The sequence below is a fragment of the Symbiobacterium sp. genome, from assembly GCF_040797425.1.
GTDB lineage: Bacteria > Bacillota > Sulfobacillia > Symbiobacteriales > Symbiobacteriaceae > Symbiobacterium.
In genome coordinates, this window is sequence record NZ_JBFNEH010000005.1 from 1 (window position 1) to 21713 (window position 21713).

Below are 21713 nucleotides of genomic sequence, written 5' to 3' on the forward strand. Positions count from 1 at the left end.
TTGGCTGGCGAACCGCCATTTCCTCTTGGTACCCACACTTCTCAGTGTAGAGCCCGTTAATATTGCCAGGGGTCACCTGCCCTGGTATAATGGTTTCCGTGTGATCACGGACGGTCCGCTGCCGGCCCGCTTGCAACGCTCGGAAGCACCGGTACGAACGTCTCGTACAAGGGGTGAAATCATGTCGAACATCATTAAGGAGATCGAGCGCGAGTACCTGCGCACGGACATTCCCGCCTTCCGGCCCGGCGACACCGTCCGGGTGCAGGTGAAGGTAATCGAGGGTTCCCGTGAGCGCATCCAGGCCTTCGAGGGCGTGGTGATCAAGCGGCAGGGCTCGGGAATCAACGAGACTTTCACCGTCCGGCGCATCTCGTACGGCGTCGGCGTTGAGCGTACCTTCCCCGTGCACAGCCCCCGTATCGCCTCCATCGAAGTGGTCCGTCGGGGCGTCGTCCGCAGGGCGAAGCTGTACTACCTGCGCAACCTCACCGGCAAGGCTGCCCGCATCCGCGAGCGTCGGGCGGGCGCCGCTGCGACAGAGGCATGATTCGGGTTCATACGCGCGTCGCTCCGCTCGACACCCTCACCGGGTTTGAGCGGAGCGTTCCACATGTAGGCGCCTGTACATCGGAGCCGAACTGGGAGGAGAGCCTAGATGGCGGATATCCCGCAAGAGAGGCTGCCCGACGAGAGGCCCGTCGCGGAGAGGGCGCCCGAAGAGGTCACGCTGGCGGAAACGCCGTCCGAAGCGGCCACGCCTGAGGAGACGCGGCCCGAGGGCGGTGACGGACAGCGTGAAGAGAAGTCGCCCGTCCCGCGGAAGTCACCCCTGCAGGAACTGGTCGAGACCCTGGTCCTGGCGCTCGTCTTCGCCCTGATCATCCGGACTTTCGTCGTGGAGGTCTACCAGGTGTCGGGTCACTCCATGACCAACACCCTGCACGACCACGAACGGGTACTGGTGAACAAGTTCATCTACCGCTTCCGCGACCCGCAGCCCGGCGACATCATCGTGTTCAAGTATCCGCGCCAGCCTGACCGAGACTTCATCAAGCGGGTGGTGGCTGTCGAGGGCGACACGGTGGAGATTCGGGGCGGGAAGGTGTATGTGAACGGCGAGTTGTTTCCGGAGGTGGACACGGTCCGGATGAGCGGCGGCGACTTCGGGCCGTACGTGGTGCCGGAAGACTCGGTCTTCGTCCTCGGCGACAACCGCTCCAACAGCGAGGACAGCCGGTACTTTGGCGAGGTGCCCATCGAGAACATCCGCGGCCTCGCGGTGGCCCGCATCTGGCCCCTCTCCGCCATCGGGGCCCTCGCCTCGCCGGCGCAGGGAGACGGCTTGTGAGGGAGGGAGCCCGGTGCCGGTCATCCAGTGGTTTCCCGGCCACATGGCCAAGGCCCGCCGCATTCTGCAGGAGAACGCACCGCTGGTCGACGTGGTGCTGGAAATCGTGGACGCCCGCTGTCCGCTGGCCAGCCGCAATCCCGATCTGATGCGGCTGGTGGCGCAGAAGCCGCAGGTGCTCATCCTGAACAAGGCCGACCTGGCTGACCCCGCCGCCACCCGCGCCTGGGTGGAGCGGCTGAGCGAGCCGGGCCGGCCCGCTGTCGCGCTGGACGCCGTGAAGGGCACGGGTGCGCGGGAGGTGCTGGCGGCGGTGCGCCGCGCCTTCGGCCCAGTGCTGGAGGCGTGGACGGCCAAAGGGCGCAAGCCCCGTCCGGCCCGGGTGATGGCCGTCGGCATCCCCAACGTGGGCAAGTCGTCGGTGATCAACCGGCTGGCGGGGGCCCGCCGCGCGCATGTGGGCGACCGCCCGGGCGTGACCCGCGGGAAGCAGTGGATCCGCATCGGCGCGGACGTGGAGTTGCTGGACATGCCGGGCATCCTCGTGCCCAAGTTCGATGACCCGCGCGACGGCGTCCTCCTGGCCGCGGTCGGGTGCGTGAAGGACGAGGTCTTCGACCGGCGCGCGGTGGCGGCCGAGCTGCTCACCCTGATCTATGAGCCGCTGGCCCCCACCCTGGCCGAGCGGCTGGGGCTGACCCGACTCGACCCCGAGCCCGAGAACAACCTGGCGGCGGTGGCCCGCCACCGGGGGCTCCTGCGCGCCGGCGAGCAGGTGGACCTGGACGCGGCGGCAGCGCTGGTTCTGCGCGAATTTCGTGAAGGACGCCTCGGGCGTGTCTCCCTTCAGACCCCCTGCCCCCCCTCAACGAAACTGTGATATTGCAAGCATACAGCTAAATCCTAACGGGTCTAATAGTCATAGGAGGATTTTTCTCACAACCTGCCGAAACTCACTTTCACGATTTAGGCGCGCTGAAGTCCTAAAGGGGTGGCTGGCGGACCAGGCAGCCTGGCTCAAGTCGGAGAGAGGGTGGGGGTGTGTAGAATAATGAGAAGACACATCTTGAAAAGGATGAGCCTGAAGCGTCTTCAAGCACTCATTCAAGAGGAAGGCCCGGAGATTTTCCCAGACATCATCGCTGCGCTGAGCGAGGACCCGCGCGAGGGCGCGCAGAAGCTGGTGCGGCAGTGCCGCCAGCAGCTGGAGGAACGGGAGCGGCGGCGTGCGACGCTGCAGCGCATGTACAGCTACGAGCGCCAGCTCTGGTCAATGGGTTACCGCCATGTGGCCGGCCTCGACGCGGTGGGACGGGGCCCGCTGGCGGGGCCGGTGGTGGCCGCGGCGGTGATCCTTCCGGGTGAGGTGGACCTGCCCGGCATCGACGACGTGAAGCGGCTTTCGCCCCGTCGGCGCCAGGAGCTCTACGAACAGATCTGCGCCTCCGCCGTGGCCATCGGCGTGGGCATGGTGCAGCCGGAGTCCATCGACGAGGCCAGCGTGATCGTGGCCACCTACAAAGCCCTGGTCAAGGCCTTGGCTGACCTGCCCGTGACGCCCGACCACCTCCTGATCGACGGCCTGCACCTGCCCGGCGTGACGCAGCCGCAGGTCCCGGTGGTGGGCGGCGAGTCGCTCTCTTGTTCCATCGCCGCCGCGGCCGTGGTGGCCAAGGTGAGGCGCGACGAGTATATGATCGAGATGGACGCCAAGTATCCGGAGTACGGCTTCAAGCACCACAAGGGATACGGCACGGCCGAGCACCGGCTCGCCCTCGAGCGATACGGGCCCTGCCCGCTGCACCGCAAGCCGGCCGATGGCGCACCCGTGGGCGCCCCGCTGCTCTTCACGGAGAGCTAGGTGAACCGGCGCGTGGGGAGCGAGGGCGAGCAGGCCGCGGCCGCCTACCTCGCCTCGCAAGGTTACCGCATCATCGCCCGCAACGTGCGCTTCCGGGCCGGGGAGATCGACCTGGTCGCCGAGGAGGGCGGCTTCCTGGTTTTCGTGGAGGTGAAGACCCGCCGGGGGCGGGGTTTCGGCTCCCCGGCCGAGGCGGTGACCGCGGACAAGCGCCGGCGCCTCGTGCGCCTGGCGTCGCTTTATCTGGCCCGCCTGGGCCGCCCGGCGCCGCCCTGCCGCTTCGACGTGGTGGAGGTGGAGCCCGGTCCCGACGGCCGCTACCGGTGCCATGTGATCCGGGGGGCGTTCACGGCATAGGCAGTACAGATGGGAGCCGTCCGGCAGGATGACCGGGGGCTCCTCTTGCACACATCACGAGATTATAGTGCCTCCGGTGGTGGTGATATCCGAGGCCCCGTTGTTCTCCATGGCGGCCCCGCCTGTCACCTGCACCTGCGTGCCCTGGAGGCTCATGATCTGGTTCATGGGCGGGATCGTGGTGGGGATGCCGGGGTTGAGCACGCCGGGGAAGATCAGCGTCGGGCCGATCCACGTACCGGGGAGGAGGCCCGGACGGGCCCGGGGGATCGTGCCGTTTCCGCCCGGGAAGAAGCCGGTGGAGCGGCGCTGCGGGCAGAGCGCCGTGCCGCCGCCGTTCCCGTTGCCGTTGATGATGACGCCCGAGATGCCGCCCCCCGTGGTGGCGCCCATGCCGTTGCCCAGCGTGTCGGTGACCGTGTCGCGCACCACTTTCACGCATATGAAGACGATCGACTTGTCCACCAGCCGGCGGAAGGAGCCGTTGGGCAGGATGTCTGCCGGCTCTTCCTTCTCGCCCTCCACGAAGGCCTGCAGCACCACGCACTTGTCGCCCGGCTGGGCCCCCGGCACCGGGATCAGCGCGTTGAAGGTGATCTCGACGTCCAGGTCCATGACCGGGCCGCTCACCGTGCCCGTGACGCCGGTGCAGCCCTGAACGGTGCCGGGGATGGGGAAGCCCATGCCGGCCTGCTTGAACATGATATCCTTGCGCAGGCGTCCGTCGACGATGACCTTGTCGAAGACGGCCATGCAGTTGTCGATGATGACCGTCTTGCTGATCTGCTTGATCTCCTCAGCTTGGGTGCCCAGATCGATCGTCTGGCAGAGCAGTTGCTGAACGCTGCCGGAGCCAACCACTTGCTCGACTTCGAACGCCATCGGCCACCCTCCCATGCCGCCCGGTTTGCACCGCGGCGGTCCGGTACCAGCGTATGTTGACATAACGCCTGGGGTTCTGACTCCAAGTCAGGAGCAGACAACCAGGAATAGCAGGTATTGACAGAATGCGCCTCCTGTGGCATGATGGTGAACAGCAAGGCGAACACGTGTTGGCAGGGGGCGGGATGGGTGTTTGTGCGGGTCTGGAGCTTTGCCCTGCTTGGAATCGACGCGCTGCCGGTGGCGGTGGAGGTCGACGTGAGTCCCGGGCTGCCCAGCTTCGAGATCGTGGGCCTGCCCGACGCGGCGGTGCGCGAGGCCCGGGAGCGGGTGCGTGCCGCCATCCGCAACGGCGGATGGCAGTTTCCGCTTCAGCGGATCACCGTGAATCTCGCCCCGGCCCACACCCGCAAGGCGGGGGCGGGCTTCGACCTGGCGATCGCACTGGGCGTGCTGGCGGCCACCGGGGCCTTTCCCCCGGAACGGCTGGAGGGTCTGGCCTTCGCCGGCGAGCTGGCCCTGGACGGCGCCCTGCGCCCGGTGCGCGGGGCCCTGGCCATGGCCCTGGCGGCGCTGGGCGGTCTCCGGTTGATTCTGCCGCCGGAGAGCGCCGCCGAGGCGATGGCGGCCTTCGAAGGGACGGGGGAGTCAGCTCCCCCGGTCCTCTCTGCACACGGCCTGGTCGACCTGGTGGCCTACCTGAGAGGAGAGCAGGACCTGACCGTCCCCACCCCGGTGCCGCCGGTGGAGGAGGCCGGTGAGGACAGTGTTGACCTGGCGCTGGTGCGGGGCCAGGTGGTGGCCCGGCGGGCTCTCGAGGTGGCGGCGGCCGGTGGGCACAACCTGCTCATGGTCGGTCCCCCCGGTGCCGGCAAGAGCCTGCTGGCCCGTTGCCTGGCCACCATCCTGCCGCCGCTGGAGCGCGGTGAGGCGCTGGAGGTGAGCCGCATCTACAGCGTCGCCGGCGAACTGGACGGCGGCCGGCTGCTGCGCCGGCGCCCCTTCCGGGCGCCGCACCACGCCGCCTCGCGGGCGGCGCTGCTGGGCGGCGGAAACCCCATCCGGCCCGGGGAGATCACGATGGCCCACCGGGGCGTGCTCTTCCTGGACGAACTCCCGGAGTTCGGCCGCGACGTGCTGGAAGCGCTCCGCCAGCCGCTGGAGGAGGGCCTGGTTCGGCTGGCCCGCGCGAACGGTCACGTCACGTTTCCCGCGCGCCCCATGCTGGTCGCGGCGGCCAACCCCTGCCCTTGCGGCCACCTGGGCGACCCAGTGCGCGCCTGCACCTGCACGGCGGCGGCCGTGCACCTCTACCGCAACCGCCTGTCGGGCCCCCTGCTCGACCGCTTCGACTTGCAACTCTACCTGCAGCCCGTGACCTACGATCAGTACCGCGCCTGCGCCGAGGCCGAGTCGTCCGCAGCGGTGCGGGAACGGGTGTGCGCCGCGCGCGAGCGCCAGCGGTGCCGGCTGGCCCCGTTCGGCCTCAGCACCAACGCCGAGATGGGGCCGGAACTGCTCCGTCGTTTCTGCCGCCTGCCGGCCGGCGGCGAGGAACTGATGCGGGAGGCTGTGGAGCGGTTCGGCCTTAGCCTGCGCGGCCACGACCGGGTGCTGCGGGTGGCCCGCACCCTTGCCGACTTGGAAGGCACGGAGACCATCTCTCTGGCGCACCTGGCCGAGGCGCTGCAGTACCGCGTCGCCTCCGCAGATCCGCTGTTCACCCCGCCGGCCGCGCGGGCAGTCCGCCCGACGACTGAAGCGCAGCCTGTTGCGACGGCCGGAGTGCAAGCCCGCCCGCTCCGGGTTGTGCGGCGGCGCCCTGCGCATGCTAAGGCCTGACCGCGGCCTGCGGTCAACCTTGGCGCCGGGAGGGAGCCTTCATGGCAAGGAAGCAACAGCAGATCGTCCACGAAGGGCCGATGGCCGACCGCCGGGGCACCGGCTGGCGGGAAGACGCCGCCCGTCTGGAGGCCCTGGACCAGCAGCGGCTGGAGAACCCGATGCAGACGCTGCCCAACAGTCTGACCAGCCTCGACAAGCAGCACGCGCGCGAGGCCAAGACCGACGGGGGCGCGGTGGAAAGGGACATCGAGTCAGCAGGTGGCGAGAGCGACAGGCGAGAAGATTAGAACCAGGACCGGGTGGGGAGGCGGGCGCCGCCGGCCTCCCCGCAGTCTGCACAGGGGTTGCGCCGGAGGGGACGAGGACGCGCCCGGGTGCCCTCCGGCACGGAAGCGACTGTACCCGCCGGGCCCGGAGGAGAATGGGCCCGGCGCAGCGGTGAGGAGGAGGATTTCCCCATGACGACGACCGACACCGCAGCGGTGCCCCCGCCCGACCGTATCCTCGACCTGCGCGGCGACGTCTGCCCCATCACCTTTGCGAAGACCAAGATCGCCCTGGAGGAAATGGCCGTGGGACAGGTGCTGCTGGTGCGGCTCGATTACGAGCCGGCCACCCGCAACGTGCCCCGCAGCGCCCAGCTTTGCGGCGACGAGGTGCTGGCGGTGCGCGCAGTGGGAGAAGGCGAGTGGGAAGTGGTGATCCGGAAGCGGGTCGAATAGGGGCAAAGGTGGCTGCGCTTTCCAACCTTTCGACCTTCAGCTATAATCGGAGATTGAACCTGCCGAAGGGGGCGACGCCGCATGTTGCTCGAACGCCCTGCCGCACGCCGCCTGGTGGCCGAGGCAGAGACCGCGCTGCCTGATGTCGTCCGAGAGGTCATCGCAATCTGCCAGATTCCCGCGCCCACCTTCCACGAGGAGGAGCGCGCCGCCTACGTGCAGCGGCGCATGAGCGAGTTCGGCCTGCGGGAGGTCTACCGCGATGGCATCGGGAACGTGATCGGCCGCCTGCGGGGAACGGGCAAGGGGCCGAACCTGCTCCTGGCCGCGCACCTCGACACCGTGTTCCCGCCCGGGACCGACGTGACCGTGAAGAACGAGGGCGAGATCCTCCGCGCTCCCGGCGTGGGCGACAACTCGGCCAGTGTGGCCATCCTGCTCCACGCCGCCCGGCTGCTGGTGGAAGCCGACGTCAGCCTGGCGGGCGACGTGATCTTCGTGGCCACCTGCGGCGAGGAGGGGCTCGGGAACCTGGAGGGGATGCGCGCCGTGGTGCGGGCCCTGGAGCAGGAGATCGACTACGTGGTGGCCCTCGACGGCAGCCTGGGCGGAATGGTGCGGGAAGGCGTGGGCAGCCGGCGCTTCCGCCTGGTGGTGACCACCAGCGGCGGCCACTCGTGGGGCTCCTTCGGGGCGCCCAGCGCCATCCACAGCCTCGCCCGCATGATCGCCCGCATCAGCGAACTGCGGGTGCCCATCCACCCGAAGACCACCTACAACGTCGGCCTCATCTCCGGGGGCACCTCGGTCAATACCATCGCGGCGCGGGCGGAGGCGGTGATCGACCTGCGCTCGCTGGACCGGACCGAGTTGATCCGCCTGGAGGAGCGGGTGCAGCGGATCATCCGGGCCGTGGAGCGGGAGACCGGGGTGCGGGCCACGCTGGAGCTCCTGGGCGACCGCCCCATCGGCTCCATCCCCGACGAGCACCCGCTCTGCAACCTGGTGCGGGCCGTGCACCGCGATCTGGGGCTGCAGACGCGGAGCTACCCTTCCTCCACCGACGGCAACGTCCCGCTTTCCATAGGGATTCCGGCCGTTACGGTGGGGGTGACCCTCGGTGGCAACGGCCACCGGCTGGACGAGTACATCTATACCTCCCCGCTTGCCAAGGGGCTGGCGCAGGTGCTGCTCCTGGTGCTGGGGGTGCAGGAGTTGCCCTTGCGAGCCCGGTAGACGAGCCGCCGGGCTTTTTCCCGTCAGGGGCGCCGTGGGGAGGCGGACCGGCGGCCGGAAGGGGACCGGCCGCCGGCAGCGTGGGGGTGAGCGGCATGGAGAGTGCCCTGGTCTGGTTGATCTACGGGCGTGTCCCGGGCGTGGGCCGGCAGCGGATGGCGGAACTGCTGCGGGCGTGCGATTCGGCCGAGATCGCGTGGCAACTGGGCGAGGCAGAACTGGCCGCCGTGAAGGGCTGGAACCGCGAGGTGGCCCGGGCCGCGGTGACGGCGCGCCGCAGCGCCGACCTGCGGCGGGAGGCGGAGCGCGACCTGGAGCGGGCCCGGCGGGCCGGACTCCGGGTGCTTTGTTATGGCGAGCCCGGCTACCCGGAGCGCCTGAAGGAGATTCCTGTGCCGCCGCCGGTGCTCTACCAGCACGGTCCGTGGGAGCCCGACGCCCGGCCCCAGCGGCCGGTGGTGGCCATCGTGGGCACCCGGCGGCCCACCAGCTACGGCCTGGCCGTGGCCGAGCAACTGGCCCGGGAGCTGGCCCAGTTGGGGGCGGTGGTCATCAGCGGCATGGCCAGGGGAATCGACACCGCCGCCCACCGGGGAGCGCTCGGCGCCGGGGGAATCTCTGCGGCGGTGCTTGGCGGCGGCGCCGATGTCTGCTATCCTCGTGAATCGGTGGCCATATATCGCCAGATGAAGGAGACGGGGGCGATCTTCTCCGAGCAACCGCCCGGAAGCCAGCCCCGACCCGAGCACTTCCCCGAGCGCAACCGGATCATCAGCGGCCTCAGCCACGCGGTGATCCTGGTGGAAGCCGGGGAGCGGTCGGGAACCCTCATCACCGCGCAGCACGCCATCGAACAGTGCCGGGAGCTGTTCATCGTGCCCGGCCCGATCACCAGCCCCCTGTCGCGCGGACTCTTCCGCTACCTGCGGGACGGCGCCGGCCTGGCCATCAGCGGCCGGCAGGTGCTGGAGGACATGGGCTTCCTCACGCCGGCTGAGGGGCCGATCCAGTTCACGCCGCGCGGCCTCACAGAGCTGGAGCAGCGGGTGCTGGGCTGGATGGGCGATGCCACCTGGTGGCCAGGGGACCTGGCGGAGACGTGCGGCCTTTCGGTGGCCGAGGTGCAGGCCTGCCTGACCATGCTCGAGATTCGCAGCGCGATTCGGCGGCTACCAGACGGGCAATACACTCGTATTGGATAGACCACAGACGCAAGGAATAGTCTATGGACCACGGGTTCCGCGCCGTGGCATCTCACTCGGAGGTGTGGACTGGGTGTCCAAGAACCTCATCATCGTGGAGTCCCCGGCCAAAGCCAAGACCATCGAGAAGTTCCTGGGCAGGAAGTACACCGTGAAGGCCTCCATGGGGCACGTGCGCGATCTTCCCAGGAGCCAGCTCGGCGTGGCCGTGGAGGAGGGGTTCGAGCCCAAATACATCACAATCCGTGGCAAGGGAGACGTGCTGAAGGAACTGAGGGAGAGCGCCAAGAAGGCGGAGCGCGTCTTCCTGGCCACAGACCCTGACCGCGAGGGCGAGGCGATCTCCTGGCACCTGGCCCAGGCGCTGAAGATCCCCACCGACGCACCGGTGCGCATCGAGTTTCACGAGATCACCAAGGACGCCATCCAGCGCGCAATCAAGCGCCCGCGGCCCATCGACATGGCCCGGGTGGAGGCCCAGCAGGCCCGCCGGGTGCTGGACCGCCTGGTGGGCTATAAGCTGAGCCCGCTGCTCTGGCGCAAGGTGCGGCGGGGCCTCTCCGCCGGCCGGGTGCAGTCGGTGGCCGTGCGGCTGATCGTCGACCGCGAGCGGGAGATTCAGGCGTTCCAGCCGGAGGAATACTGGACTCTGACCGCACGTTTGGAGACCGCCGACGGGCAGGGCTTCACCGCCCGGTACCAGGGCCGCGGGCAGGAGAAGGTGGAACTGAAGAACGCCGCTGACGCCGCCGCCGTGGTGGCGGCCGTCGCCGGGGAGCAAGCCGTGCTCCGGCGGGAGGGCAGCGGCGCCTTCGGCGGCCTCTCCTCCGGCGAGCCCGTCGACCTCAACGGTGCCGACCTCCGCCTTCAGGTGCGCACCGTGAAGCGGCGGGAGAAGAAGCGCAACCCCGCGTTCCCGTTCACCACGTCCACCCTGCAGCAGGAGGCGTCGCGCAAGCTGGGCTTCACCGTGCGCCGGACGATGGCCGTGGCCCAGCAGCTCTACGAGGGCCTGCCCCTGGGCGAGGCTGGCCACACTGGCCTGGTTACCTACATTCGCACCGACTCCACCCGCATCGCAGACGAGGCTGCGCGGGCCGTGGCGGCCTTCATTGAACAGCAGTACGGCCCCGAGTACCGCCCGGCCAAGCGCCGGGAGGCCGAGAAGCGGGCGGGGGAGCAGGGTGCCCACGAGGCCATCCGGCCCACCGATGTAAACCGTACCCCCGAGATGGTGAAACCCTACCTCACCTCCGACCAGTACCGGCTGTACAAGCTCATCTGGGAGCGGTTCGTCGCCAGCGAGATGGCCCCGGCGGTGCTGGACACGGTCTCGGTGGAACTGGCGGCCGGGGAGCACGTGTTCCGGGCCACCGGCCAGACGCTGAAGTTCCCGGGCTTCATGAAGGTCTACATCGAGAGCGAGGACGAGGAGGGGCCCAGGGAGGAGGCGGAGGGGCTGCTGCCCGACCTGGCCGAGGGCCAGTGGGTGCGCCTGCTCCGGCTGGAACCCCGGCAGCACTTCACCCAGCCGCCGCCCCGGTACTCCGAGGCGATGCTGGTGAAGGCGCTGGAGGAGCGGGGCATCGGGCGGCCGTCCACTTACGCCCCGATCATCCAGACGATCCAGGCCCGCGGCTACGTGGTGAAGCGGGATAAGCGCTTCGAACCGACGCAGCTCGGGGTGCTGGTCACCGACATCCTGAAAGAGTACTTCCCCCGCATCATCGATGTGGAGTTCACCGCGCACCTGGAGAGCGACCTGGACGCGGTGGAGGAGGGCGCACTGAGCTGGAAGGAGCTGCTCAGCCAGTTCTACGGCCCCTTCGAGGCCACCCTGAAAGAGGCCGAGGAGAAGGTGGGCGGGTTCGAACTGGAAGACGAGGTCTCCGACGTGCGCTGCGAGAAGTGCGGCCGGTTCATGGTGGTGAAATACGGCCGGTTCGGCAAGTTCCTGGCGTGCCCCGGCTTCCCGGAGTGCAAGTCGACCAAGCCGATCTTCGAGGAGACGGGGGTCACCTGCCCCGCCTGCGGCACGGGCCGCATCGTGGAGCGGAAGGCGAAGAAGGGCGGCCGCAAGTTCTACGGCTGCACCAACTACCCGAACTGCGACTTCGTCTCCTGGGAGAAGCCGGTGAACCGCCCGTGCCCCGAATGCGGCGCGCCCTTCCTGGTGGAGAAGCGCACGAAGGAGTACGGCCTGGCTCACGTGTGCAAGGCGCCGGACTGCGGCTACGTTGAACCCGTTGAATCGATGGAAGAGGTGCATGCCTGAGTGGAACAGCCTCACATCACGATCATCGGCGCCGGTCTGGCGGGATCGGAGGCGGCCTGGCAGGCCGCCTCTCGCGGCGTGAAGGTGACGCTCTACGAAATGCGGCCGAAGGTCACCACGGCCGTGCACAAGACGGACCTGTTCGCGGAGCTGGTCTGCTCCAACTCGCTGCGGGGGGCCAGCCTCGAGAACGCCGTTGGCCTGCTCAAGGAGGAGATGCGCCGGCTCGGCAGCCTCATCCTGCGCGAGGCCCTGACCCATGCCGTGCCCGCGGGCGGGGCCCTCGCCGTGAGCCGTACGGACTTCTCCGAGGGGGTGACCCGCGCCCTTCTGCAGCACCCGAACATCACGGTGTTGCGGGAGGAAATCCGGGAGATTCCCCCCGAGGGTGTGGTGGTGGTGGCGACCGGGCCCCTCACGTCGGCGCCGCTGGCAGAGGCCATCCAGCGGTTCACCGGCGAGAAGGCGCTCTCGTTCTACGATGCCGCGGCGCCCATCGTCAACATCGAGACGGTGAACATGGAGAAGGTCTTCCGCATGAGCCGGTACGGCAAGGGGGGCGGCGAGGACTACCTCAACTGTCCCATGAGCAAGGAGGAGTACGAGACCTTCTACCAGGCGCTGCTCACCGCCGAGCGGGCGATGCCCCACAACCCCGAAGACGAGCAGGTCTGCTACTTCGAGGGCTGCCTGCCCATCGAGGAGATCGCCCGCCGGGGGCCAGACGCGCTCCGCTACGGCCCCCTGAAGCCCGTGGGCCTCATCGACCCCCGAACGGGGCGGCGCCCCTGGGCGGTGGTCCAGCTGCGCCAGGACAACGCCGCGGGCACCCTGTACAACCTGGTGGGCTTTCAGACCAGCCTGAAGTGGGGGGAGCAGAAGCGGGTCTTCCGGTTGATCCCGGGGCTGGAGGAGGCGGAGTTCGAGCGGTACGGCGTGATCCACCGTAACACCTTCATGAAATCGCCGCTGCTTCTCCACCCCACCGGCGAGTCCCGCAAGCGGCCCGGGCTGTTCTTCGCCGGCCAGATGACCGGTGTGGAAGGGTACGTGGAGTCTGCCGCCGGCGGCCTGGTGGCGGGAATCAACGCGGCGCGCCGGGCACTCGGGCAGGAGCCGCTGGTCTTTCCGCGCGAGACCGCCATCGGGTCGCTCCTGCACTACATCACCCATGCCGACCCGGACCACTTCCAGCCGATGAACATCGCCTTCGGCCTCATGCCCCCGCTGGAGGGGCCGCCGATCCGGGACAAGCGTGCGCGCAAGCGGGCCATCTCCGAGCGCGCCCTGAAGGTGCTGGCCGAGTGGGCTCCCGAGGCGCTGGGCGTAACTCTCGCGGGGGAATAGCGTTCAAGACGTTGCATCTTCCGAGCCTCGAGGGGTTGTAACGAAAATGTTATATTACAGGCAGAAACTGGTACGTGGCCGATTTCTCGTGAAAATGGGAGCAAGCGGCCCTTAGGCGTTGAAATCGGCGTGTCCAAATTGGATCGGGATAGAGATATTTTCTGAATTGTAGCCTTGCCACGTGCACATGCTGTATGTTAGGATAATGACCGATTGGATAAGCCTCATAACAAAGTGGCTGGCGGGAGGTGCACGCGGGTGGCGGGAGAGTACCTGGGCGAGGGCCTGGGTCCCGAAGTGGCGGGCTTCCTCACCAGCCTCTCTGTGGAGAAGGCCGCATCCGATCACACCCTGCGCAGTTACCGGCTGGACCTGGTGCAGTTCTATGCCTGGCTGGCCACCGGGGGTACGAGCGTGCCGGTGGTGGGCGGGCGCCGCACCGGGCGGACGCGCAAGCACGATTTCGCTCCGGGCGAAGCGCCGCTGCCGGCCATAGGCCTTGCCGAGCTCAGGGCCGTGGATCACCGCACGATCCGCGCGTACCTGGCCTTCCTGCAGGCGCAGCAGTTTACCCGGCGCAGCATCGCACGCAAGCTCTCCTGCCTGCGCTCCTTCTTCAAGTATCTCCAGAAAAACGGGCTCGTGCCTTCGAATCCCGTGAAGGGGGTGCAGACCCCGAAGCTGGAGCGGCGGCTGCCTGTATTTCTGGATGAAGAGGAGATCGGCGGGCTGCTCTCGCAGCCCGACACGAGCACCCCGCTGGGGCTCAGGGACAGGGCGCTCCTGGAACTGCTCTACGCCACCGGGCTCCGCGTGAGCGAGTTGGTGGCCCTCAACCGGGGCGACATCGATTACACCGATGGCTGGGTGGTCGTGTACGGCAAGGGGCGGAAGGAGCGCGCGGTTCCGGTGGGGAGCGAGGCGCTGCAGGCCCTGGGGAACTACCTGGCGCAGGCGTGGCCGGAGCTCAGGGCACGGGCCCCGGCGGCCGACCAGGCCCTCCCCGAAGAGCGGCAGCCGCTCTTCCTGAACAAGCTGGGCACGCGGCTTACCGACCGCTCGGTGCGCCGGCTGCTCGACCACTACGTGGAGCAGATGGCGCTCTCCCGGCACATCAGCCCCCACAAGCTGCGCCATACGTTTGCGACCCATATGCTCAACCACGGGGCCGACCTCCGCGCGTTGCAGGAGATGCTCGGGCATGCCAGCCTGTCCACCACCCAGGTGTACACCCACGTCACCACGCAGCAACTGCGGCAGCAATATTTGAAGGCTCATCCACGCCAGCGGCGAACGCAGCAAGGCGGTGACCTTTGACGCAGCAACTCCTTGGGCGTTGCTTCTGGTCAAGGCGGAAACTCGGTCCTGCGCCCATCGCAGCAGCGCTCATGCACTCTTTTTCAGCACATTCCAGGCAGCGGAGGCGATTGATTTCGGAGAGAGTTGGGGCATCATTAGTGAAGAGCCTGAGAAGTTGGTGCATCGGGAACGCTCATGAGGGCGGCGAGGAGCGCCGCCGCGCAGGGAAGCGTTCAGCAGGGCCGCACACTATTGGCCATCACATACGAAAGACTGAAACGGAGGCAGATTTTCAATGAAGACACTGCTGGAGAAGACCCGTCGTATCAACCGCCTGCTGCAGAAGAGCGCCGGAACCCAGGTAAACTTTAACGAACTGGCCGGAGTACTGGCCGATCTCGTGGGCGCCGACGTTTACGTAGCCTCCCGGAAGGGGAAGATCCTCGGCCTGGGGCTCACGAGCGGAGACGTTGAGGCTTACCAGAACGCCACCTTCACCGAGGCGTACAACAGCTCGCTCATGAAGATTGATGACACCACGCCCAACAGCCAGCAGGAGAGCCTGACCGTGGTGCGCGAGGGCGCCGAGAGCGAGATGCGCGGCGGCCTGGTGACCATCGTTCCCATCAACGGCGGCGGCGAGCGGCTGGGCACGCTGGTCCTGGTCCGGGGCGAGAGCCTGGGCGACGAGGACCTCATTCTGGCCGAGCTGGCGGCCACCGTCGCCGGCGTGGAGATCCTCCGGGCCCATGCGGGCGAGCTGGAGGAGGAGGCCCGCAAGAAGGCTGCGGTGCAGATCGCCCTGGCCACGCTCTCGTACTCCGAGCTGGAGGCTGTGCAGCACATCTTCGACGAGCTGGACGGCAACGAGGGGCTCCTGGTCGCCTCGAAGATCGCCGACCGCGTCGGCATCACCCGCTCCGTCATCGTGAACGCCCTGCGCAAGTTCGAGTCGGCCGGCGTTATCGAGTCCCGGTCGCTGGGCATGAAGGGCACCCACATCAAGGTGTTGAACGACCGACTGATCGAAGAACTCCGCAAGCTGCGCTCCTAGGCGGTGCCAGAACCCCACGCCGCACGGCGTGGGGTTCTGGTCTGGTTCGAGCGCCTCCAGAAGGGAACCGCTGGGGAGAGAGCGAACTTTTTGCCTGAAAGATTAAGTCACATACACATCCTGCTGTGCAAGGTGGCTGCAGCCGGAAGGGGGGAGGCGCCATGATCAAGCTTCGGCGTTTCAGGGCGAAAGGTGGGGAATTCGTCGTCAACGCCGACCTCATCGAGACGGTGGAGGCGACCCCGGACACCGTGATCACGCTGACCACGGGTCACAAGGTGATCGTGGAGGAGTCTGTCGACGAGGTCATCCGGCGGGTGGTCGAGTTCCGGCGTGCCTGCCAGGCTCCGCTGCCGGTCTGTCGGGAACCCGTGGACTAGCCGTTCGAGTGCCATACTGCACGCCCGGGGGCCCCGCGTGTTCCCATAGAGGCCAAGGAGGATATGGTCCGTGCGACTGCCCGTAATCAACGAGCGAGTGACAATCTACGTACCACAAGGCATCTGGAAGGGCCGCTATCCGACGTACCTTGAGGCGGTTGACGAGCAGACGCTGCGCGTGGCGCACCCGATGTACCGCTCGGCGCTCCTGCCGGTGATGCCCGGCGATGAGGTGGTGGTCGAGTACCTCGAAGGCGGCGAACGGGTTGGCTTCGAGGCCACGGTCCTGGAACGGAGCAGCGGCGACATGCCGACGCTGGTCCTCACCCGGCCGGAGCCCGGGGCGATTCGCCGGCTGCAGCTGCGCAACTTCGTGCGGCTGGACGTGAGCCTGCCGGTGGATTACGCCCCGAGCGGCACGCGCCGGCCCGCGAGCGAGGGCGAAGGCGAGGCGGAACTGAAGTCCGGGCGGGTGGTCAACCTGAGCGGCGGTGGTGCGCAACTGCTCGTGGAGGAGGAGTTCCCGGTCGGCGCACGCCTGGACCTGGTGCTCCACCTGCCCGACCGGGTGATTCCCGCCGAGGCCGAGGTGGTGCGGCACATCACCGAACCGCACGCGCCGCCGCGGCTCGGAGTGCGCTTCACCGCCATCGAGGAGCGCGACCGGGAGCGGATTGTGCGGTACATCTTCGCAGAGCAGCGGCAACGGAGGAGGAAAGGCTTGTTGTAGTGAGGTCCTGGGGGTGGAGTAGGAGTGAGCGATCCGGGCGAGAACAGGGGGCAGGCTCCGCCCGCGCCGCGGGATGGTGAGGTGCTCCTGGTCATCTCTCCCGACGGCATGATGGTGACGGCGCGCACCGTGCCACCCGAGCCGGGCGGGAAGCCGGTCTCGGTTGAACAGGTCTTGCAGGCCCTGGCGGCGAAAGGCGTGGTCTTCGGCATTGACCAGGAGGCCGTCAGAGATCTGGTCCAGCGTGCGGAGCGGGGAGGGCGCGCCGAAGCCGTGGTAGCGCTGGGGAAGCGGCCTGTTGACGGCCAGGACGGCGCCATCATCCGGCACCCGGCCCTGCAGGGGCCGTCTGGTTCTCCGCGCCTGATGGAAGACGGGCGGGCGAACTTCTTTGACCTGAACATGGTGCGGAACGTGGCGAAGGACACGGTCCTGGCCCGGCGCCAGCCCCCCACCCAGGGGGAGCCGGGGTGCAACGTGTTCGGTCGCCCCGTTCCGGCGCGGCCGGGGAGGGACGTGCGGTTAGTGGCCGGCTCCGGGACCAGGCTGTCGCCCGACCGGCAGGCGGTAATCGCCCAGGTGGACGGCCACGCGGCCATCAACTCCAGGGGAGAGGTGACGGTCTCCCCCATCTACCGCGTCTCCGGTGATGTGGGCTACGGCACCGGCAACATCGACTTCGTGGGCACCGTGGTGATCTACGGGGATGTGACGCAGGGCTTCACCGTGAAGGCCGGCCAGAACGTGGAGGTGCACGGGGGCATCATGGGCGGCTGCGTGGAGGCCGCGGGGGATGTGCTGGTGCGCTACGGTATCGTCGGCGGCGGCCGGAGCCAGGTGAAGGCGGGGGGTACGGTGCGCTGCCGGTTCATCGAGGCGGCCGAGGTGGAGGCCGGCGGCGACGTCGTGGTGGCCGATGGCATCCTGAATGCCCGGGTGTCCGGGGACCGGGTGCTGGTGACCGGGGGGCGCGGCTCCATCGTCGGCGGTCGCGTGCGGGCGCTTCGGGAGATCAGCGCCAGGACGCTCGGCTCGGCCAGCGGAACGGTGACCGAACTGCAAGTGGGCGCTCCGCCCGCCGTGCGGGCCGAGCTGGAAGAGATCCGCGCCCGGCTGGCCCAGGTGGAGGAGCGGTTCGACGAGGCGGCCCGGAACGAGAAGTACCTGGAGCAGGCGGTGCGGGGGGCCTTCGACAGGTCGCGGGACCTTCTGGCGCGGAGCAAGCGGCTGACCGCCGCCCAGCGGGAACAGCTCGCGGCGAGGGCCGCCGCCCTGGAGGCCCAGATGGCGCCGGTGCCGGGGGCGTGCGTGAAGGCTTTCGACGTGGCCTACCCCGGGGTCCGGATCGCCATCGGCCCTCACCGGTACTCCGTTGTGGACATGTCGACCAACATCTGTTTCGTGCTGAATGAGGACGACGAGGTAACGCTGGTGCCCGCCTACTAGCGGGCCCGGCGCAGGCGTAAAGCGATGACGGGCAGACACCGGGATGCCGGATCTGTACTCGGGACGACGGACCGGCGCACCGGGAATTACAGACGGCAGGCGGCGGGAGGTGTCTGACGATGTCGGTGCGACCGATCGATTCGCTGACCATGCTGCCGCGCCTCACCGAGGCGGGGCGTGCGGTGCAGCAGGTCGAGCAGTACCCGCACGCGTTCCAGCAGGTGCTGGGAGCGCAGGTCCAGCAGGACGGCGAGCGCAGCCAGAAACAGGTGCGCCGGCGCACGGAAGCCGAGGGGCCGGTGGTAAACCCCGACGCCCGGCAGGGCGGCGCCGCGCAGACGGGACCGCGGCCCGGCGACGGGCGGAGGCGGCGGCAGGCGCCGGCATCCCGCCAGCAACCGGAGGACGGGTCCAGCCTCCTGGACGTGAAAGTCTGAAGCGCTGTCTGCCCGGCCCGGGTCCGGTGAACCACGGGCCCGGGCTTTTCGTTATCTATGGTTGCAAGACTGGTCCGAGGGGGCGGGGCAGGGTGGCCGGCTGGCTGTCAGAGGAGGAGCTGCTGGCGGAGGTGGGCCTCAGCGCCGCCGAACTGCGCTGGTTCCAGGCCCGGTTCGCGACGCAGATGCGCTGCCTGACCGTGCGCGGTCCCCGCGGGGAGGTTCGGTACGCGCCTGACGCTGTGCCGCTCCTGCGCAACCTCGCGGCGATGGTGGCCCAGGGTGCGACGCCCGAACAGATTCGCACGTGGTTTGGCTTCTAGCCACGAAAACTGTTTGCCAGGGTGCCCTGATTGTGCTAAGATAACCGTTGGTGTGTGACTACACACGTTCGCCGACCGTCGCGGCGATGCTGCCTCACGGCAGTTCCGGGGCGGGATGAAGCGGGCGGAGGTTCCAAAATCAGCGGAGGTGAGTCTCGCTCGTGTCTGTGATTTCCATGAAGCAGCTCCTCGAGGCGGGTGTCCACTTCGGCCACCAGACCCGCCGGTGGAACCCGAAGATGAAGGAGTACATCTTCACCGAACGGAACGGCATCTACATCATCGATCTCCAGAAGACCGTGCGCATGATGGAGGTGGCCTACGCCGCGGTTCGCCAGGTGGCGGCCGAGGGCGGCAGGATCCTCTTCATCGGCACGAAGAAGCAGGCGCAGGACGCCGTCCGGGAAGAGGCCGAGCGCTGCGGCATGTTCTACGTGAACCAGCGCTGGCTGGGCGGCATGCTGACCAACTTCGAGACGATCAAGAAGCGGGTGGCCCGCCTCGTCGAGCTCGAGGAGATCGAGTCGACCGAGTACTGGACGAAGCTCACCAAGAAGGAGCAGGCGCAGCTCTCGCACGAGCGGGAGAAGCTCGCCAAGTACCTGAGCGGGATCAAGGGCATGAACCGCCTGCCCGACATGGCCTTCGTGATCGACCCGCGCAAGGAGCGCATCGCGGTGGCCGAGCTCAGGAAGCTGAAGATTCCGATCGTCGCGATCGTCGACACCAACTGCGACCCGGACGAGATCGACTACGTGATCCCCGGCAACGACGATGCCATCCGGGCGGTCAAGCTCATCACCAGCAAGATCGCCGATGCCGTCATCGAGGGTCGGCAGGGGCTTGACGTATCCGCCACGGTCGAGGAGGAGGAAGAGCCGGCTACGGACGCCGAGCCGGTCGAGGAAATCGAGATCGGCGTGGAGGACGAGGCGGAGTAGCGGCGGTGGAGCATGAGCGGGGCGGACTCGAGGAAGCCTATCCCATGAGATGGGATTGACGCCTTGGTCGCCCCGCTTTTCTGCACGAATAGGGCCCCGTTCGCGGGACGGGGGGATGCCGGGGGAGTGCGTTGCTTCCCCCGGTCCACTGTGACCATGCATGCCAAAAACTGGTGATCCAGGTCTCACGAACTGGAATGCGAACCAACAGGGGGTAATTCGATCATGGCTGAGATTACCGCGAAGATGGTGGCTGAGCTCCGGGCCCGGACCGGCGCAGGCATGATGGACTGCAAGAAGGCGCTGATGGAGGCGGACGGCGATTTTGAGAAGGCGGTCGACATCCTGCGGGAGAAGGGCCTGGCCACCGCCGTGAAGAAGGCCGGTCGCGTGGCCGCCGATGGCCGCGTCCACGCCGTCGTCGCAGAGGGCGAGCGCCACGGCGCGCTGGTCGAGGTCAACTGCGAGACCGACTTCGTCGCCAGGGGCGAGCAGTTCATCAACCTGTGCCAGCAGGTGGCGGAGCTGGTGCTGAGCCGCAAGCTGAACAGCATGGAGGAGCTTCAGGAGGCCCTGGGCGACACGGTGAAGGAGGCCGTGGCCCGCATCGGCGAGAACATCCAGGTGCGCCGCTTCGCCCGGTATGAGGTCGCCGGGGCCGGTCGGGTGCACGCCTACATCCACGGCGAGGGCCGCGTGGGCGTCCTGCTGGAGGTGGAGGCCTCGAGCCAGGAGGTCGCCGACCGGCCGGAAGTGAAGGAGCTCTGCCACGAGCTCGCCCTGCAGATCGCCTCGATGAAGGCCCGCTACGTCCAGCCGGGCGATGTGCCGGCCAGCGAGATCGAGCACGAGCGGGAGATCCTGAAGGCCCAGGCCATCAACGAGGGCAAGAAGCCCGAGATCGCCGAGAAGATGGTGGCCGGCCGGCTGCAGAAGTTCTTCAAGGAAGTCTGCCTGCTGGAGCAGGAGTGGGTGAAGGACTCCAGCAAGACCGTCGGCGCCCTGGTGAAGGAAGTTGCCGCTCAGGTGGGCGGAGAGCTGAAGGTCAAGCAGTTCGCTCGCTTCGAGAAGGGCGAGGGCATCGAGAAGCGGCAGGACGACTTCGGCGAAGAGGTTATGCGGCAGGCTGGTCTGAAGTAGGCCTGTTCTCTGGGGGGCGGGAGGCACGTGACCTCCCGCCCCCACGAGCAGGAAAGGCGCTGGGGATCGCGGCAACTGCTGGAGGAAACGCTTTGAGCGACGTAGAAACCGTTAATGATCGGCCGTGTGCGGCCGACCACGGACTGGAGGCCTGAGGATGCAGACACCGAAGTACCGCAGGGTGGTGCTGAAGCTCAGCGGCGAGGCGCTGGCCGGGCAGAACGGGTTCGGGCTGGACCCGCAGGTCCTGATGGCGCTGGCGGAGCAGATCAAGACGGTCCACGCCATGGGCGTGCAGGTCGCCATTGTCGTGGGCGCGGGCAACTTCTGGAGGGGCCGCCAGGGGCAGCAGATGGGCATGGACCGGGCGTCGGCCGACTACATGGGTATGCTGGCGACGGTGATGAACGCCCTCGCCCTGCAGGATGCGATCGAGAAGCAGCAGGTGGACACGCGCGTCATGTCCGCCGTGGAGATGCGCCAGATCGCCGAGCCGTACATCCGCCGCAGGGCCATCCGGCACCTGGAGAAGGGGCGGGTGGTGATCTTCGCCGCCGGCACCGGCAACCCGTACTTCACCACCGATACCACCGCCGCCCTTCGGGCCGCTGAGATCGAGGCCGATGCGATCCTCATGGGCAAGCAAGGGGTGGAGGGGGTGTACGACTCTGATCCCCGCGTCAACAGGCATGCGGTCAAGTATGACGAAGTGACATACCAGGAAGTCTTGGCCAAGAACCTTCAGGTCATGGATGCGACGGCCACCGCGCTTTGTATGGACAACCAGCTGCCCATCGTCGTCTTCGATGTGATGGGGCCGAACCACATCGTGAAGGTCGTCCTCGGTGAGGACGTGGGTCAAACCTATGTCAGGGGGGTATAACC

The 21713-nt window shown here is 68.0% G+C and carries 23 protein-coding genes; 22 read left to right on the forward strand and 1 reads right to left on the reverse strand.

The window, feature by feature from the left end; genetic code table 11:
• Window positions 1-181: 181 nt before the first annotated feature.
• The 5 genes from rplS (at window position 182) to AB2385_RS02465 (ending at window position 3569) form a co-directional block, all read left to right on the forward strand.
• Entirely contained in the window at window positions 182-550 is a 369-nt protein-coding gene (gene rplS, locus AB2385_RS02445) for a 50S ribosomal protein L19 (RefSeq protein WP_367653332.1), read from the forward strand.
• A 108-nt stretch (window positions 551-658) separates the two neighbouring features.
• Window positions 659-1351: a signal peptidase I gene (gene lepB, locus AB2385_RS02450; RefSeq protein WP_367653333.1), complete on the forward strand. Its 693-nt coding sequence runs from the start codon at window positions 659-661 to the stop codon at window positions 1349-1351.
• Window positions 1352-1364: 13 nt separating this feature from the next.
• Window positions 1365-2231, forward strand: a complete 867-nt coding sequence (gene ylqF, locus AB2385_RS02455; protein WP_367653334.1) for a ribosome biogenesis GTPase YlqF — start codon at window positions 1365-1367, stop codon at window positions 2229-2231.
• A 195-nt stretch (window positions 2232-2426) separates the two neighbouring features.
• Window positions 2427-3212, forward strand: coding sequence for a ribonuclease HII (locus AB2385_RS02460; protein ID WP_367653335.1), 786 nt, complete (start codon window positions 2427-2429; stop codon window positions 3210-3212).
• Window positions 3213-3569 carry a YraN family protein gene (locus tag AB2385_RS02465; protein ID WP_367653336.1) on the forward strand — a complete coding sequence of 119 codons (357 nt, stop codon included), beginning with the start codon at window positions 3213-3215 and terminating at the stop codon, window positions 3567-3569.
• A 54-nt stretch (window positions 3570-3623) separates the two neighbouring features.
• Here AB2385_RS02465 and AB2385_RS02470 read toward each other — a convergent pair whose 3' ends face one another.
• Complete coding sequence (locus AB2385_RS02470; RefSeq protein ID WP_367653337.1) at window positions 3624-4451, reverse strand: DUF3794 domain-containing protein; 828 nt, start codon at window positions 4449-4451, stop codon at window positions 3624-3626.
• 189 nt (window positions 4452-4640) lie between these two features.
• Here AB2385_RS02470 and AB2385_RS02475 point away from each other — a divergent pair, with 189 nt between their 5' ends.
• The 17 genes from AB2385_RS02475 (at window position 4641) to pyrH (ending at window position 21711) form a co-directional block, all read left to right on the forward strand.
• Window positions 4641-6293 carry a YifB family Mg chelatase-like AAA ATPase gene (locus tag AB2385_RS02475; protein ID WP_367653338.1) on the forward strand — a complete coding sequence of 551 codons (1653 nt, stop codon included), beginning with the start codon at window positions 4641-4643 and terminating at the stop codon, window positions 6291-6293.
• A 41-nt stretch (window positions 6294-6334) separates the two neighbouring features.
• Complete coding sequence (locus AB2385_RS02480) at window positions 6335-6583, forward strand: hypothetical protein (protein ID WP_367653339.1); 249 nt, start codon at window positions 6335-6337, stop codon at window positions 6581-6583.
• A 171-nt stretch (window positions 6584-6754) separates the two neighbouring features.
• Window positions 6755-7018: a sulfurtransferase TusA family protein gene (locus AB2385_RS02485; protein ID WP_367653340.1), complete on the forward strand. Its 264-nt coding sequence runs from the start codon at window positions 6755-6757 to the stop codon at window positions 7016-7018.
• A gap of 81 nt (window positions 7019-7099) precedes the next feature.
• Entirely contained in the window at window positions 7100-8254 is a 1155-nt protein-coding gene (locus AB2385_RS02490; RefSeq protein ID WP_367653341.1) for a M20/M25/M40 family metallo-hydrolase, read from the forward strand.
• Between the two features lie 95 nt (window positions 8255-8349).
• Window positions 8350-9456: a DNA-processing protein DprA gene (dprA, locus tag AB2385_RS02495; RefSeq protein ID WP_367653342.1), complete on the forward strand. Its 1107-nt coding sequence runs from the start codon at window positions 8350-8352 to the stop codon at window positions 9454-9456.
• A 73-nt stretch (window positions 9457-9529) separates the two neighbouring features.
• Window positions 9530-11731 (forward strand): type I DNA topoisomerase, encoded by a 2202-nt coding sequence (topA, locus tag AB2385_RS02500; protein WP_367653343.1) that lies wholly within the window; start codon window positions 9530-9532, stop codon window positions 11729-11731.
• Entirely contained in the window at window positions 11732-13078 is a 1347-nt protein-coding gene (gene trmFO, locus AB2385_RS02505) for a methylenetetrahydrofolate--tRNA-(uracil(54)-C(5))-methyltransferase (FADH(2)-oxidizing) TrmFO (RefSeq protein WP_367653344.1), read from the forward strand. It begins immediately after the preceding gene.
• A gap of 258 nt (window positions 13079-13336) precedes the next feature.
• Window positions 13337-14395 (forward strand): tyrosine recombinase XerC, encoded by a 1059-nt coding sequence (gene xerC / locus AB2385_RS02510; RefSeq protein ID WP_367653345.1) that lies wholly within the window; start codon window positions 13337-13339, stop codon window positions 14393-14395.
• 277 nt (window positions 14396-14672) lie between these two features.
• A complete protein-coding gene (gene codY, locus AB2385_RS02515) occupies window positions 14673-15431 on the forward strand; it encodes a GTP-sensing pleiotropic transcriptional regulator CodY (protein ID WP_367653346.1) in 759 nt (252 codons plus the stop codon).
• 161 nt (window positions 15432-15592) lie between these two features.
• On the forward strand, window positions 15593-15811 hold the full coding sequence (locus AB2385_RS02520; protein WP_367653347.1) for a flagellar FlbD family protein: 219 nt from the start codon (window positions 15593-15595) through the stop codon (window positions 15809-15811).
• A gap of 70 nt (window positions 15812-15881) precedes the next feature.
• The gene (locus tag AB2385_RS02525; RefSeq protein ID WP_367653348.1) at window positions 15882-16541 is read left to right on the forward strand and encodes a flagellar brake protein; all 660 of its coding nucleotides are present in this window, start codon (window positions 15882-15884) and stop codon (window positions 16539-16541) included.
• A 24-nt stretch (window positions 16542-16565) separates the two neighbouring features.
• Window positions 16566-17987, forward strand: coding sequence for a DUF342 domain-containing protein (locus AB2385_RS02530; protein WP_367653349.1), 1422 nt, complete (start codon window positions 16566-16568; stop codon window positions 17985-17987).
• 119 nt (window positions 17988-18106) lie between these two features.
• Window positions 18107-18424 carry a hypothetical protein gene (locus AB2385_RS02535; protein ID WP_367653350.1) on the forward strand — a complete coding sequence of 106 codons (318 nt, stop codon included), beginning with the start codon at window positions 18107-18109 and terminating at the stop codon, window positions 18422-18424.
• A 92-nt stretch (window positions 18425-18516) separates the two neighbouring features.
• Window positions 18517-18747: a hypothetical protein gene (locus AB2385_RS02540; protein WP_367653351.1), complete on the forward strand. Its 231-nt coding sequence runs from the start codon at window positions 18517-18519 to the stop codon at window positions 18745-18747.
• Window positions 18748-18908: 161 nt separating this feature from the next.
• Window positions 18909-19688: a 30S ribosomal protein S2 gene (gene rpsB, locus AB2385_RS02545; RefSeq protein WP_367653352.1), complete on the forward strand. Its 780-nt coding sequence runs from the start codon at window positions 18909-18911 to the stop codon at window positions 19686-19688.
• Window positions 19689-19913: 225 nt separating this feature from the next.
• Complete coding sequence (gene tsf, locus AB2385_RS02550) at window positions 19914-20828, forward strand: translation elongation factor Ts (RefSeq protein ID WP_367653353.1); 915 nt, start codon at window positions 19914-19916, stop codon at window positions 20826-20828.
• A gap of 157 nt (window positions 20829-20985) precedes the next feature.
• Window positions 20986-21711, forward strand: coding sequence for a UMP kinase (pyrH, locus tag AB2385_RS02555; RefSeq protein ID WP_367653354.1), 726 nt, complete (start codon window positions 20986-20988; stop codon window positions 21709-21711).
• The last annotated feature ends 2 nt before the right edge of the window (window positions 21712-21713 follow it).